The 13,992-nt window shown below is 71.9% G+C and carries 14 protein-coding genes, 1 tRNA gene and 2 pseudogenes; 7 read left to right on the top strand and 10 right to left on the bottom strand.

The genetic code is table 11. The features are described from left to right. A pseudogene (locus ACV530_RS35295) lies at positions 1 to 128 on the top strand (family 1 glycosylhydrolase); the annotation flags it as partial. A gap of 89 nt (positions 129 to 217) precedes the next feature. Here the strand turns inward: ACV530_RS35295 and ACV530_RS35290 are convergent. Continuing rightward, entirely contained in the window at positions 218 to 595 is a 378-nt protein-coding gene (locus ACV530_RS35290) for a hypothetical protein (protein ID WP_494336809.1), read from the bottom strand. 492 nt (positions 596 to 1,087) lie between these two features. Here ACV530_RS35290 and ACV530_RS35285 point away from each other — a divergent pair, with 492 nt between their 5' ends. Further along, positions 1,088 to 1,753 carry a GGDEF domain-containing protein gene (locus ACV530_RS35285; protein ID WP_494336808.1) on the top strand — a complete coding sequence of 222 codons (666 nt, stop codon included), beginning with the start codon at positions 1,088 to 1,090 and terminating at the stop codon, positions 1,751 to 1,753. Between the two features lie 159 nt (positions 1,754 to 1,912). Here the strand turns inward: ACV530_RS35285 and ACV530_RS35280 are convergent, their stop codons facing one another. From ACV530_RS35280 to ACV530_RS35270, 3 genes are all read right to left on the bottom strand, one after another. After that, positions 1,913 to 2,791 (bottom strand): alpha/beta fold hydrolase, encoded by an 879-nt coding sequence (locus tag ACV530_RS35280; RefSeq protein ID WP_494336807.1) that lies wholly within the window; start codon positions 2,789 to 2,791, stop codon positions 1,913 to 1,915. A gap of 19 nt (positions 2,792 to 2,810) precedes the next feature. Further along, positions 2,811 to 3,167, bottom strand: a complete 357-nt coding sequence (locus ACV530_RS35275) for a 5-carboxymethyl-2-hydroxymuconate Delta-isomerase (protein ID WP_494336806.1) — start codon at positions 3,165 to 3,167, stop codon at positions 2,811 to 2,813. Between the two features lie 80 nt (positions 3,168 to 3,247). After that, positions 3,248 to 3,805: a hypothetical protein gene (locus ACV530_RS35270; protein ID WP_494336805.1), complete on the bottom strand. Its 558-nt coding sequence runs from the start codon at positions 3,803 to 3,805 to the stop codon at positions 3,248 to 3,250. A 223-nt stretch (positions 3,806 to 4,028) separates the two neighbouring features. Here ACV530_RS35270 and ACV530_RS35265 point away from each other — a divergent pair, with 223 nt between their 5' ends. Next, positions 4,029 to 4,364, top strand: a complete 336-nt coding sequence (locus ACV530_RS35265) for a PadR family transcriptional regulator (protein WP_494336804.1) — start codon at positions 4,029 to 4,031, stop codon at positions 4,362 to 4,364. Continuing rightward, positions 4,361 to 5,383: a hypothetical protein gene (locus ACV530_RS35260; RefSeq protein ID WP_494336803.1), complete on the top strand. Its 1,023-nt coding sequence runs from the start codon at positions 4,361 to 4,363 to the stop codon at positions 5,381 to 5,383. The genes ACV530_RS35265 and ACV530_RS35260 overlap by 4 nt, the downstream gene beginning before the upstream one ends. 78 nt (positions 5,384 to 5,461) lie before the next feature. Here the strand turns inward: ACV530_RS35260 and ACV530_RS35255 are convergent, their stop codons facing one another. Then, positions 5,462 to 6,016 carry a hypothetical protein gene (locus tag ACV530_RS35255; RefSeq protein WP_494336802.1) on the bottom strand — a complete coding sequence of 185 codons (555 nt, stop codon included), beginning with the start codon at positions 6,014 to 6,016 and terminating at the stop codon, positions 5,462 to 5,464. A gap of 320 nt (positions 6,017 to 6,336) precedes the next feature. Here ACV530_RS35255 and ACV530_RS35250 point away from each other — a divergent pair, with 320 nt between their 5' ends. Further along, positions 6,337 to 6,567: a hypothetical protein gene (locus ACV530_RS35250; RefSeq protein ID WP_494336801.1), complete on the top strand. Its 231-nt coding sequence runs from the start codon at positions 6,337 to 6,339 to the stop codon at positions 6,565 to 6,567. Positions 6,568 to 6,581: 14 nt separating this feature from the next. Here ACV530_RS35250 and ACV530_RS35245 read toward each other — a convergent pair whose 3' ends face one another. From ACV530_RS35245 to ACV530_RS35225, 5 genes are all read right to left on the bottom strand, one after another. Further along, on the bottom strand, positions 6,582 to 8,486 hold the full coding sequence (locus ACV530_RS35245; RefSeq protein ID WP_494336800.1) for a glycoside hydrolase family 9 protein: 1,905 nt from the start codon (positions 8,484 to 8,486) through the stop codon (positions 6,582 to 6,584). A gap of 21 nt (positions 8,487 to 8,507) precedes the next feature. Continuing rightward, positions 8,508 to 9,746: a sensor histidine kinase gene (locus ACV530_RS35240; protein ID WP_494336799.1), complete on the bottom strand. Its 1,239-nt coding sequence runs from the start codon at positions 9,744 to 9,746 to the stop codon at positions 8,508 to 8,510. After that, positions 9,743 to 10,414: a response regulator transcription factor gene (locus ACV530_RS35235; protein ID WP_494336798.1), complete on the bottom strand. Its 672-nt coding sequence runs from the start codon at positions 10,412 to 10,414 to the stop codon at positions 9,743 to 9,745. The genes ACV530_RS35240 and ACV530_RS35235 overlap by 4 nt, the downstream gene beginning before the upstream one ends. 76 nt (positions 10,415 to 10,490) lie before the next feature. Beyond that, positions 10,491 to 10,577 (bottom strand) — tRNA-Ser (locus tag ACV530_RS35230). 86 nt (positions 10,578 to 10,663) lie between these two features. Next, complete coding sequence (locus tag ACV530_RS35225; protein ID WP_494336797.1) at positions 10,664 to 12,193, bottom strand: S1C family serine protease; 1,530 nt, start codon at positions 12,191 to 12,193, stop codon at positions 10,664 to 10,666. 213 nt (positions 12,194 to 12,406) lie between these two features. Here ACV530_RS35225 and ACV530_RS35220 point away from each other — a divergent pair, with 213 nt between their 5' ends. Beyond that, complete coding sequence (locus ACV530_RS35220; RefSeq protein ID WP_494336796.1) at positions 12,407 to 13,231, top strand: glycerophosphodiester phosphodiesterase; 825 nt, start codon at positions 12,407 to 12,409, stop codon at positions 13,229 to 13,231. A gap of 69 nt (positions 13,232 to 13,300) precedes the next feature. Next, positions 13,301 to 13,936: pseudogene (locus ACV530_RS35215) on the top strand (ATP-binding protein). The last annotated feature ends 56 nt before the right edge of the window (positions 13,937 to 13,992 follow it).

Below are 13,992 nucleotides of genomic sequence, written 5' to 3'. Positions count from 1 at the left end.
ACACCGGGGACACGGCGGACGACCACCGCCACCGGCACCACGAGGACGTCCGCCTCATGTCCGGACTCGGCCTGGGCGCCTACCGCTTCTCCGTCTCCTGGCCGCGCGTCCAGCCCACCGGGCGAGGGGGGGGGGGGGGGGGGGGGGGCCCCCCCCGCGGTCCATCAGACCCTGTCCTTTGTGTCACCACTCCCCCCGGCACCCCCCGGTGTCCGGCTCAGTGGAAGTCGTGGTGCCCCCGGAAGAAGTCGTGGTCGTCGTCGCGGTCACCGTTGTCGTTGATCATCGACGTGAAGACGACCTTCACGTTCTCCTGGACGATCTTGGTTTCTCCGCTGCCTTGGACGTTCGCGGTATTGCTCTGTGCCGTGGCGCCGCGTCCTGTGGCCACCTGCTGGGTGGTCGTCGATTGGCCGTGGTTGCTCCCCTGGACGCCACTCCCCACGACGCCTGCGACAGCCGTGTTGGATCCGCGGTTCGCGGCCTGGCCGTGGTGGCCGTCGTCGGCGTGAGCCATGCCGGAGAAGAACAGGACCGCCATCGGAAGCGCGGCTACGGCGGCGAGAACTCGGGCGGCAGTGCGGGTGCTTGCCATGTCATTCCTCCACGAACGGAACTACTCGTCTGTGCCGGGTGGTTGGCCGTCCACCCGGCGGGGTTGCTCGACGTCGCGAGACCAGAATTGCCCACCGAATCTCCACCGAACCCCCCACTGCTCCCCATTCCCTCGCAAGCATGACCGTCTCGGAATAAACCTCCACTCTGCCTTCAAGGTTCGGCACGGCACCCCATCACCACCCCACATCCCATACACACCAAGCCGCGAATCGTTTCAGCAGAACTGCAGGAGCAATCGATGGGCCGGGCGCGCCGACTCCCGGCGAATCCAAGGGATTTCCCCGTCCCCACCACGGCTGATGCCCGGTGGAAACGGGGGACCTCCAGCATTGGCTCCTCGTTTTCCCCGGGCCGCACCGACCGCCGAACGCTTCTGCGGACCACGAGAGCGCGAACGCTTCGGCCCGCCCGTCGCCAGGCCCGGGCGACGGGGCCTCCACCGCACAGCGACCGCACAGGAAGGTGCCCGATGAACCTCATACTCCAGGCACTGCCGATCGCCGCTCCCGCCGTCGGCTGGGCGACACACGCCTTTGTCCTGGTCCGCAGGCTCCGTACCGCTCGCACGGATCCGCTCACCGGCCTGATGTGCCGGGACGCGTTCACCTCCCGAGCGCTGCGGGCCATCCGGCGTCCGCATGCCGCCGTCCTGCTCCTCGACCTCAACAGCTTCAAGCAGATCAACGACACCCACGGCCACGAGGCCGGCGACCGGGTCCTCGCCGCCGTCGGCCGCAGGCTGCAGGTGTGGTGCGAAGGCCACGGCGGCTTCGCCGCCCGCCTGGGCGGCGACGAGTTCACGGCCCTGGTCCGGCTCGCCCCCGACTCGGACCTGGACGCCGAACTCACCTACGGGCTCTCGGCCTTGCTCTCCACACCGCTCGACGCCGGCGGTGTCACTCTGGCCCCGCGGGCCTCCATCGGCCTCTGCCACACCGCGCACCACCCCGGTGCGGGCTTCTCCGACCTGCTGCGCGGCGCGGACGAGGCCATGTACCACGCCAAGCGGCGCGGCGACCCGTGGCGGGCGGCCGGCGCGGCCGGCAACGCCTGCCCCACGGTGGCCCGCCGCCGCGCCGGACGGCCGGGCACGCACCTGACCCTGCTGCCGTCGGTACGGCGAAGCGCGTCGTGACAAGCTGGGCGCCGCCGCCCCCGGCGCAAAGCCGCCGACGGCGCCCAGCCCCTACTGGAGAGCCCAACTCCTGGATTCCGAGCCACGGGTGGTGCGGGAGGGTATCCCTACGCCCCGAAGGGGCGTGCCCTGCCGCGGCGCCGCACCCGGCGACGTCGGCTACACCCCATCGAGGAACCTCGGCACCCGACTGTTGAACACCCGCACCGGAATCCCGTGCCCCGCCCCCGGCACGATCTCCGCCCGCACCCCGGGGATCAACCGCCGTACCCGCTCCACCGCACGGCGCGAGTCCACGACGACATCCGCACCGCCCAGCAGGATCAGGGTCGGCACCGGCACCGCCCGCAACTCCGCGTCGCTCATGCGCTGCGGAGGCAGCAACCGCATCCGGTACCCGCGCATCGCCTCGACCGTCACCGTCACCTGTGCCTCGGCCTCCTCAGGAAGAACCCCCATGTCCCCGAGGACGCCCGTGAGCCAGCGGCGCAGGAAGCCCTCCGAGCGAAACGAGGATCCGGCAACGGCGCCCAACACGAAGCCCGGCCGCAGCGGAGCAAGCGCACGCGGCGGCTCGTACGCGGTGACCGAGGCGACGCGCCCCGGCTGCCGTACGGCGTGGTTGAGCGCCACCCAGCCGCCGTACGAGTGCCCGACCAGATGCGCGCGCTCCAGGCCGAGCCCGGCGAGCGTCTCCTCCAGCCACGCCGCCATCGCGTCCGCCGTACGGATCGGCGCGGTCTGCGTGCTGTACCCGGGCTCGCCGACCCGGTCGACGGCCAGCACGGGACGGCCGCCCTCGGCCAACGCCGCGACGGCGGGCCCCCATTCTGCGGGTGACGCCTGCTGACCGTGCAGCAGCACGACCGGCGTACGGTCCCCGGAGGTGCCGTAGCAGTACACCCGGGTGCGCCCGAAGCCCGTCGGCACGTCCCGTTCCTCGCGCGGCCCCGGCCAGGACTCCATCGCCCGGTCGTAGGCGGCCAGGAAGCGCGTACGCGCCGCCTCGTCGGCGAAGGTGCCCAGCTGTTTCCCCATGGCCCGTCCCCCGGTAGCCCTACCCGACGTGCTTGGCGTACGCCTCGCTCAGGTCGTTCACGTCCACGGACGCGTGCACCACCACGTCCGTCGCGGAGGCCGTGTGCTCGCGCACCAGCGCGAGGACGGCCCCGCTCAGTTCCGCCTTCGTCCGCGCACTGCGTCCCGGCAGGATCGCGATGTCGACGTGTATCAGTGCGTGTTCCGGCGATCCGTCGCCCACGACGGCTTCTTCCACGCGCCGGAAGCGGGTCTTGCAGCTCTCGAGCGGCGTGTCGAGGATCTCAGCAGTCAGCGGGTGCAGCGCGTTCGCGAAACCACGGCGGTCGAGGGCACTGGCGATGCCCTCGGAGTAGTCGACGGCGATGTGCGGCATGGGTCGCTCCTGTTGACGGGCTCGCTGCTGTCAGCCTTGATCAACAGAAGCGCCCGGCCGCTCATTCCGCGGTACCGGCCTCAGCTGAAGCTGACCGCGATGTTGGCGCCCATCATCCCCATGCCGTTGTTTGTGGAGCAGGTGGTGGCCGTGATGACGGGTGCCACGACATCCCCGTCGCCGTTCAGCGTTCCGCCAGTGATCACGCACTTGAAGGAGACCGCCCCGGTGGAGGGGTCGGTGCTCACCGTGAACGAGACCGTGCTGGCCGGCACATTGGCACCGGTCCATGTGATCGTCCCGGTGCCGCTGCCGCTGAACAGCAGGCCGCAGGGCCCCGGCCCGCTTCCGTTGGCGGTGGCCGTACCGGTGCCGCTCCCGGTGGCGGCCTTCAGATTGGCGTACTTGCCGTTGGCCGACGTGCAGTTGCCGAGCGACGCAGCGACGCTGATCGTCGCGCTCCCGCCGGGCTTGAGCCCTGGCGTGAACGTCATCCTGAACTGCCCGGAACAGCTCAGGTCACCGGTGGCGGCGTGGGCCCGGCCCGCCGTGGGCCCGGTGACCGCCGCCGTGGCCAGCAGAGCGGCGGAACCCGCCCAGATGCCCAGTCGCCTGGCCATGGTTATGCCGTGCATCATGCGCCTCCCTCGTGTTGGGGAATACGAGTGTCGGCGGGACGGGCGGTTCCGTCGCCACTCCTGTGGCGGCGCACCGGTGGGCTGCCAGGGGTGCGAATTGTGCACACAGCGGCTCCGGTTGTGCGTGCGACCCCGGACCGGACCCGCGCGCGTGACACTTCACGATCTCCAGACTAGTCTGATTCTCGAACTAGTCGAGTTCCCGGAGAAGGAGGCGGCGTCGGTGACGGCACCTCATGCGGCGTGGACCCGCGCGCTGCTGCAGTTGTGCCTGCTCGGCATCCTCGATGCCGAAGGGGCCGGCTACGGCTACGCCTTGCTCAACCGCCTTGCGGAGGCGGGCCTGGACACCGTGAAGCCCGCCACCCTCTACCCCGCGCTGAACCGCCTGGCGGAGGAGGGCGCGGTGGAGGTGGAGTGGGCGGCCGGGGAGAACGGACCGGGGCGCAAGTACTACCGCATCACCGATGAAGGGCGTCAGCGCCTCGCGGACCAACGGACCGCGTGGACCGCGTTCAACGCCACGGTGACGGCACTGTCAGGGGGACAAGGATCATGACGAAGACGGCACTCCGGTGGACACGCAAGGACGACGCGCAGTGGGCCGCCACCTTCGAACTCCGCCTGGTCCTGGACTTCGATCCGCCCAAGGGGCTCGCCGGCCAAGTCCTCGCCGAGGCACACGAGATGGTGGCGGAGACCGGCAGGACCGCACAGGACCTGTTCGGCGACCCCGTCCAGTACGCGGAAACCGTCGCGGCCGAGCGGATCGACGCGACGCAGGCGAGCACCGCCGACCTGGAGGGCTCGACACCCGGTGAGCGGTTCACCAACACCCTGGTGGCGACCGGATTCCTGGGTTCCGTTCTGTCCTTGGCGCGCTGGCTCCGCGACGGCCTCTGGGCCGACGTGTCACCCGCGTCCGTCACGACCCTCGCCGCCCTCACCGCCTTCGCCCTGGTGATCAGCTTCGCGCTCGCCCTGCGCGCCGCGGGCCGCCTGGCGGCCGTACGGATCTGCTTCGGCGTGATGGCCGCGGCATGCGTGGCCGCGGTGGCGGCCCTCGAGCTCCTGTCCGACGACGCGTTGTTCTCGCTGCCCGTGCCGGTCCTGCTGGCGCTCTCCGTAGCGCTGATGGCGGGCGCCCACCGCCTGCCGGACACCACGGCCGACCGCTGGTTCGCCCCGTCCCGGGGCGAGGACGGCGAGGAGTGGCTGCGACAGCTGGACGGGCTGCTGCGCGGCCGGCACGGCATGACGGCACACGAGGCCCGTGAGCACGTCGCGGAGGTCCGCTCCCACCTCGCGGCCGCGAACGGGCCGTCCGCGCAGGACGAGTTCGGCGACGTCGAGCTCTACGCGGCCGGGCTCGCCGACGGCCCGCGCCGTACCGCGCGGACCCGGCGCCGGAAGGCCCGGACGGCCGGGGTGTTCGCGCTCGGCATCGCCATCGCGAACCTCGACGCCCTGAGCAGTCCCGCGGTGACCTCGTTCTGGTTCTGGCTCGGCGTGCTGGCCGTGGTCTTCTCGCTGGTCAACGCCGCATTGCTGTACCGGGAGTTCCGCGCGCAGGACTGAGGGACGACAGAGACGGCAGAAGGGGGAGGGCGATGGTCGGTCGCCCTCCCCCTTCACGCGTCGGTCAATGCGCCGCAATTAGAAGCAGTTGTCGCGGATAGCGGAGACACCCAGGATGTCCAGCGCGACATTGCCCGCGGCACGCTGGAACGCGTTCATGTCGCGGGCAGCGATCAGCAGCTTGGCCGCCTCCGTCACACCACCGAGCTCCTTGATGGCCTTGTACGCCTTGCCGGCCGGGATGAAGGCCGCGCCGACGGCCGCCACGCACTTGGTGTACTTCCATGCCTTGCCCCACACGCTCCCGGCCGCGAGGCCGTGCGCACCGGCGGGCGCCTCGCCGCGCAGCACGCGGAGCGTGGTGGCCTGCGCGGCCTTGTCGCCCGGGTACATCGCCGCGACGACCTGCTCCGTCGTGCGGTGCTTCGACAGAGCGGCCAGACGGGCGTCCAGGCCCTCGGTCTTGATCTTCGGCACGCCGGCGGACTGCTCGAAGGCGTGGGCCGCCGCGATCGTGGCGACCGCGTGCTCGTGCTTGGCCTCGGTGGCGGAAGCGAGCGGTGCGGCGACACCGAGGGCCACAGCGGCCATCACCGAAGCGGTCGCGACGCGGATGTGCATGCTGGTCTTCACAAATAATCCAGTTCTCGAGTACATGACCACGGGGCGTCACGACGCACCCGGTCAGCACCGGACCACGCACAACCCCCCGAATCCCCCGGTCATGCCGAACAGGGGCTTCAAGATCATTTCTCGGGCCATGGCCGGATCACAACCCTGAGATCACGTAATTTACGCGTGCCTTACTCGAGGAGCATTTCCCCTTCCAGCCGACAACTCCCTGTCATGCAGACAGACTTCGCGAACCGCTCATCATCGTCGAATCCAGGAGATTTGACGGCCACGGACAGCGGATGTCCCATGGATGGAGAGGACCGAAAGGCGGTGACGCCATGCAGCTCCTCCACCGCGCCCGGGGCACACACCCGGCCCACATCGCGTCGGTCGAGCAGAACGAGCCATGTCACTGTCTGTGCACGGTGGTGCACGGCAGCGCCCACATCTGCTCGGGAGAGGCGTACCCGGGGCTCTGCCTGGGAGTAGCGGTTCCGCTGCGGGGAGACCGGGTGTTCCCCGTGTGCGACGCGTGTTACGACGCCGCACCGGAGAAATGGCACCGCTGACCACGTACCCCTGATCACCCCGCCAAGGCCAGCGCCAACAGCCCGGTGGCCGTGAAGTCGTCCGCGGCCTCGACCGTCTGCCAGGCACCGACGTTGTCCGCGTAGCCCGCGCCCCGGCCGTCGAACGGCGCGAAGGCGTTGCCCCCGCCGGCCGGGCATGTGCGCATGCCGGGCAGGGAGTTGGGGTCCTTGAGCTTGTCCGCGGCGTTGGGACCGTTGACCACCGTCCCGGCCAGGACGTCACCCGTGAGATTGGCGGCCTGATGCTCGGGACAGCGCGGGAAGGTCGTCCCCGCGCCGATGACGAAGGACGACCCCCAGGCGTTGGCCCCCAGCACCCAGTTGCGCTGCTGGGTGGCGAAGGCGTCGTAACGCGAGTCACCGGTGACCTGGCGGTAGAGCCGCGCGGTGGCGGCCAGGCCGAAGGTGTGCGGCACGGAGTCGAACTCGGTGTAGACGGCCCCCGCACGGAAGGGGTCGCGCACCGAACGGGAACGCCCGTCCTCCAGCTGCCGCTTGAGATCGCCGACGAGCTGCGCGCGGCCGACCTCGCCGCCGCCGAGCCCGCCGCCGAGCCCGTCGTCGATCAGCCTGACCAGATCCGCATGGCCCAGGGCGCTGACGTCACCCAGCCCCAGGGTGCCGAGCGCGTCCGAGTCCAGGTACGCCCTGGCCCAGTGCCCGGCCTGGCGCGACCACTCCCGCGCCCGGCCGTCGCCCAACGCCCGGGCGGCCAGCGCCAGTTCGGCCGCACCGAACTCCATGTCGTCCTGCCAGGACTCCTCGGGGTAGAAGCTGTGCGGGAACGCGGTGGTCAGCTGCCCCTTGGGGGCGGTGTCGGCGAGGGCGTAGACGTGCGCGGCCTTCGCCAACTCCGCGCGGGCCCGCACCGGTTCGTCCTCGGCGTCCAGCTGCGCCGCCAGCGCGAACGCCGCGGCCACCCGGCCCGCGAGGTTGGGGCTGACGGGCCTGCCCGGCGGGGCCGCACGGAAGACCGGGCGGTGCTTGATCGTGTGGTCGGGGTCGCCGGGGCGGACCCGCAACGCGTCATCGGCCTCGGGCAGCCGCCAGACGTCGTGGTCGGAGCGGATCTTTCCGGTGCCGTCCTCGGTGTCGCCCTTGCCTATGCCGACCTGGACGTAGAGGGTGCGGGAGGAGTCGTCCCACATCTTGTCCAGCCAGTCCAGCCCGTGGCGGGCCTCGGCCGCGAGCCGCTCGCCGCCGGCCCGTCCGGTGCGCTGGGCCAGCAGGAGGTTGGCGGTGGAGTAGGACGCGGTGTGGGTGAACTTCAGGAAGTCACCGGCGTCGAACCAGCCGCCGGACACGTCGACGGGACCGCCAACCGGCTCGAGCGGCTTGACCAGTTGCTTGTCATCGCCGCCGTAGTCGGGGGCGTTGTACACGGTGGCCCGGCGGTCGGCCAGGTGCGAGGGCTTGCGGTGCAGCACACCCGGGTCGACGTCGGCCCCGTCACGCTGGGCCGTGAAGAAGCGGACGTTGTCCTGGATCACCTTGCCGAACAGCTTCTCCGCGGGCGCCACCCGGAACCCCGGCGAGGCCGCCTCGACGTCGCCGGTCACCTCGATCCGGTAGTCGCCGGGCGCCTTGAGACGGGACAGGTCCAGGATCCGTACGGACCGGTAGGCGCCGTTCCAGCCGCCCGTGGCGGCCCCGGCCGTACCGGACAGCACCTCCCTGCCGGAGGCGTCGATCACCCGGAACGGCGCCCCGGGTGCGGGGCGGGAGGTCATGAGGTAGGCGTACTTGGCCTCGCCGGGCGTGTAACCGACCTGGTCCACGCGCACCACCGCGGGGTATGTGCCGGTGGCGCCGGGCGCGGACTGCGGCAGGCAGGAAACGGCGAGGACAGCCGTCGTGGCAACAGCGGCCACCAGACCGGCAACACGTTTGTTTCGCATACCGGCACACTGCCAACGCCTCTATGAGGGAATCGTGAGCTCGGCCAGGGCCCCGCCGCCGGGGGCGGCACCGATACGGGCCGTACCCCCGTGCAGATCCGCGACCCACCGTACGATCGCCAGCCCGATGCCCGTTCCCGCGGCGGGCCCCGTCGCCGGCCCCGGCCCGTGGTCGCGTACCGTCACGCGGTTCCCGGCCACCATCACCTCGACGCGGGCCCGTCCGCCCGGAGCCGCACCGTGCCGGACGGCGTTGTCGATCAGGTTGCGCACCGCCTGGGCCAGCAGTTCCGGATCGCCGTGCACCACCGTGGGTTCGGTGCGCACCGTCAGCTCGGCACCGGACGCCTCGCCGGAGGCGAGGAGTTCGTCGGCGACCTGCTCGGCCACCTGGTCGAGACGGAGCGGCGTCCGCTCCACCTCCTGCGTGCCCACCTGGATCCGCGCGCGGGTCAGCAGGCCCGTGACCAGCCGGCCCATCCGGTCCGCCAGCCGCGTCGCGTCCGCCAGCGCCTCGGCGGCCTTCTCCGGTTCCCCCGGCGACCGCGCACCGGCCTCGGTGACCAGCCGGAGCGTTGCCAGCGGGGTACGCAGCTCATGGGCGGCCTCGGACAGGAACTGCTCCTGCTGCTCCAGGGCCCGCAGCGCGGGCCGCATGCTCCGCCCGGACAGCAGGTGCCCGGCGCAGCCCGCCGCCACCACCAGCCCCAGGCAGCCCAGGAAGAGCCACTGCACCAGCCGTTCGTGGTCCTCGCGCCCCGCCGCGGGATCGCCGACGGTGACCACCACCGCGCCGACGCGGTCGCCGTCCCACACCGGCGCCGCCGCCAGCCGGACCGGCCGCCCGTCGGCGGAGGTGCCGCCCACGGTGACGGCCTCCTCCTCGTGCCGGACCCGCGCACCCGCATCGCGCAGCCCGTCCGGAGCGGGCAGCAGCTCGGCCCCCTGTGAGAACCGCTGCCGCAAGCGCCCCGCCGCGTCCCACTCCACGACCGTCAGCGCCACCGGCCCCTCGGCCAACTCGTCCTCGCGCAGCGGCTCGAGCCGCAGGACGCCGCGCTCGTAATACACCGCGCGCGCCAGGCTCGACGCCCGGCGGTCCAGATCGCCGTCGAGCGCGCGGTCGCGGGACCGTGCGTCGATCGTCACCGCGACCGCGGCCAAGGCCACCAGACACCCGGCGGTGGTCAGGGTGAACAGGCCGGTCAGCATCCACCGCAGCCGCTTCAGCCGCGCCTTCGCGGGGCTGTCGCCCGTCATTGCCACTGCTCGCCATCGATCACGAAGCCGACGCCGCGCACGGTGCCGATCACCGCGGGAGGGCCGAGTTTGCGCCGCAGTTGGGCGACCACCGCGTCCACGACGTTCGACTTCGGATCCGCCATCTCGTCCCAGCAGCACTCGATCAGGGCGCTCCGCGGCACCACCTGCCCCACGCGGGCCATCAGAAGCTCCAGCACCGCGAACTCTTTTGCCGTGAGCGCCAGCAGCACCCCCGCACGCCGCACGCGACGCCGTGCGAGATCCACCTCGAGGTCACCGGCCACGGCCACCGGGAGCCGGGGCTGTTCGGTCCGCCGGCACAGCGCGCCCACACGCGCGGCCAGTTCGGCGAAGGCAAACGGCTTGACCAGATAGTCGTCCGCGCCCCCGTCGAATCCGGCCACCCGCTCCGCCACGGCGTCCATCGCGGTCAGCATCAGCACGGGTACGCGCCCGCCCGCCCGGCGCAGCCCCCGGACCAGGGCCAGTCCGTCCCCGTCCGGCATCCCCCGGTCCACCACCAGGCAGTCGTAGTCACTGACGGCGAGCTTGAGATCCGCCTCCGCCAGCCGCCCCGCGAGATCCACCGCGAACCCGGCCTCCCGCAACCGCACCACCACGGCCGCGCCCAGCTCCTGATCGTCCTCCACCACCAGCACACGCATGCGGGGAGGGTACGCAAACACGGGCGAATGCGAACGGCTCCCGACCAACATGCCTGGTCGGGAGCCGATTTGAGAGCGGAGAGTGTGGGATTTGAACCCACGGTGACATCGCTGCCACGACGGTTTTCAAGACCGTTCCCTTAGGCCGCTCGGGCAACTCTCCCCGCGCCGCACGACCTGGCGCGACGCGGGGAACAGCCTACCGGGTGCCCGGTCGTCGCATGCAGCCCCAGCCTGCCTCCGCCGGCGCTACTTGTCGCCCGCGCGCTCGCCCAGGGTGACCTCGGTGGTCGCCTGCTTGCCGTCGCGGACGTACGTCACCGTGACCTTGGTGCCGGGCTTGTGGGTCCAGATCTCGCTGATCAGGGTGGGGCCGCTGTCGATCTTGGTGTCGTCGAGCTTGGTGATCACATCGCCCGGCTTGAGGCCGGCCTTGTCGGCCGGGCCGCCGGGGGTGACCGACCGGTCGCCGTTGGCGCCGTTCGACGCGATCTTGGCGCCGCCGCCGGCGTCCTTCATGTTCACCGTGGCCTCGATGACCGGGTAGACCGGCTTGCCGGTCCTGATCAGCTGGTCGGCGACGTTCTTCGCCTGGTTGATCGGGATCGCGAAGCCGAGGCCGATGCTGCCGGACTGGCCGCCCTGGCCGCCGAAGCCGCCACCGTTGCCCGCGGACTGGATGGCGGAGTTGATGCCGATGACGGCGCCCTGCGAATTGAGCAGCGGCCCACCGGAGTTGCCGGGGTTGATCGAGGCGTCGGTCTGCAGGGCGCTCATGTACGAGGCGTTGCCGCTGCCGGCGCCGTCGCTGGAGGCCACCGGGCGCTTCTTGGCACTCACGATGCCCGTGGTGACCGTGCCGGACAGGCCGAAGGGCGCACCGATCGCGACCGTCGCGTCGCCGACGGCGGCCTTGTCGGAGTCGCCCAGCGGAAGCGGGTTGAGCTCGGCGCCGGAAGGGTTCTTCAGCTTGATGACGGCCACGTCGTAACCCTGGGCGCGGCCGATGACCTCGGCGTCGTACTGCTTGCCGTTGGAGAACGTCACCGAGAGCTTGCCGCCGTCGGCGGCCGCGGCGACCACGTGGTTGTTGGTGAGGATGTGGCCCTGCTTGTCGTAGACGAAGCCGGTGCCCGTGCCGCCGTCGCCGCTGTTGCTCTGCGCCTCGATGGTGACCACGCTCGGCAGGGCCTTGCTCGCGATGTCCGCGACGGAACCCGGGGTACGGCTCTGCAGCTTGGGGTCGCCGACAGAGGAGACGGTCGTCGAGCCGGTGTCGCTGTTGTTCGCCGCCCAGTAGCCGATGCCGCCGCCGATCGCACCCGCGATCAGGGCGGAGGCCAGGACGGCCGCCACGAGCCCGCCGGCCCGGCGGCGCGGCGGCGGGGCGGGGGCGCCCCAGGGGGCGTACGGGCCGCCGGGGCCGCCGCCCGCGGGAGCGCCGTACGGCGGCTGCGGCGCACCGGCCGCGTTGTACCAGCCACCGGCGCCCGGAGGCGGGGGCTGGGGCGGGGCGTCCGCGAGCACGGCGGCCTGCTGGGCGGTCTGCTCCGCCGGGCCGGGCGCCGGGGCCTGCGGCGGCGCGGCCGGGGGTGCGGCGGGAGCGGCTTCCGGCGCCGGGGCCTGAGGCGGCCCGGCCTGAGGCGGCGCGGTCGGCGGCGCGACGGGAGCGGCTACGGGCTCCGGCGCGGCGGGCGGCGTCGCCGGAGGCGGTGTCGGAGACTCCGCCCGCGGCCCTGCCGCGGACGGGACGGCGGCGCCCTCGTTCTCGGTGCTCACAGTTGTCTCCTCACCAGGTACACGTCGGTGTGATCGCGATATCGGGCCACGCCTGCCCTCCAGCTTTCCCCATGGCGCATCAGGCCTCCGTAAGCGGAGGCTGTGCGCAGGGGCCGGCTTCCCCGCCCGTCACCGAGCCCCGGCAACCGGACGCCCCGACAACCGGACAAAGGGCCCATGCGCGATTGTGCCAGGCGATGGCACGATAACGCGGTGACCTATGCGCACCCGGCCCGGGAGCTCCGTCCCGAGCGCCACTCCGTCGCCGTCGTCGCCCACCGCGGCGCCTCCGAGGACGCACCGGAGCACACGCTGGCCGCGTACCGGAAGGCGATCGAGGACGGGGCCGACGCCCTGGAGTGCGATGTGCGCCTGACCGCGGACGGGCATCTGGTGTGCGTCCACGACCGCCGGGTGAACCGCACGTCCAACGGCAAGGGCGCGGTCTCCGCCCTCGAGCTGGCCGATCTCTCGGCGCTGGACTTCGGGTCGTGGAAGGGACAGGCCGCCGACGAGGAGGAGCCCGACCACGACAGCACCTCCGTCCTCACCCTGGAGCGACTTCTCGAGCTCGTGGCCGACTCGGGCCGCCGTGTGGAGCTGGCCATCGAGACCAAGCACCCCACCCGCTGGGCCGGGCAGGTCGAGGAGAAACTGCTCGCCCTGCTCGGCCGGTTCGGCCTCACCGAGCCGCCCAAGGACGAGCCCTCGCCCGTACGGGTGATGAGTTTCTCCGCCCGTTCACTGCACAGGGTGCAGGCGGGCGCTCCCGGTCTTCCGACCGTGTTCCTCATGCAGTTCGCCTCCCCGCGCCTGCGCGACGGCCGGCTTCCGCCGGGCGTCGGCATCGCGGGGCCGAGCATCCGGATCGTACGGAACCACCCGGGGTGCGTGGCCCGGCTGCACCGCTCGGGACACCGGGTGCACGTATGGACCGTGGACGCGCCGGAGGACGTCGAACTCTGCCTGCGCCTCGGCGTGGACGCGGTCATCACCAACCGCCCCAGAGCGGTACTCACCCAGCTCGGGCGCCGCTGACGCACGTCCGTGCACTCCCGTTTCCCTCACCTGGAGTGCACCGGCGCGTTCGGTGCGTGTTCGGCCCCCGTGAGTGCCCCCGCCGGGTCCCGCCGGGTCCGGGGTGGCCGGTTTCCGGTCCAGGCCATTGGGGCATTCATCCCGTGACGTGGGGCAAAGGAGGTCTCGGGGGTGGCGTTGGTGGTGGCACAGGAAGTGCCCACGTCGTCGATCATGGCCGTACCCCATGGTCCCGCCGGTGTGGGCGAGGCAAGACACCGGATGCGCGAGGAACTGCGCGCCGGTGGGGTATCGGATCCGGTCATCGACGACGCCGTGTTGATCCTTTCGGAGCTGCTCAGCAACGCGTACCGCCACGGGCGCCCGCTGAGCCGGGAGAACGGTGCGAGAGCGGGTGACGGAAGCGGCGGCGTGCTCGCCGCCTGGCGTGTGGACGAGCGGGGCAGGCTCACCGTCGAGGTCACGGACGGCGGCGGACCCACCCGGCCATTTCCGGCCACTCCCTCGGTGACGGCCCGCGGCGGCCGCGGACTCAACATCATCAGCGCGCTCTCCCAGGAGTGGGGAGTGCGGGACGCCTCGGGCGAAGTGACCGTCTGGGCCGCGCTCTCGGCGCACGCCGGTTTCGCTACGCGCGTCGACCTCACCCCGGAACTCGACCCGGCGCTCGAATTCGCCGACCTCGATCTCGACGAACTGGCGTGACAACGCGCGTAGACCCCCGCATCGGCGGCGGGACGGGCTCGGACAACGATGTCCGG

The organism is Streptomyces sp. SX-6, from assembly GCF_059089585.1.
The sequence above is the reverse complement of the archived record's forward strand: the minus strand, read 5'-3'. Positions and strand labels throughout refer to the sequence as shown.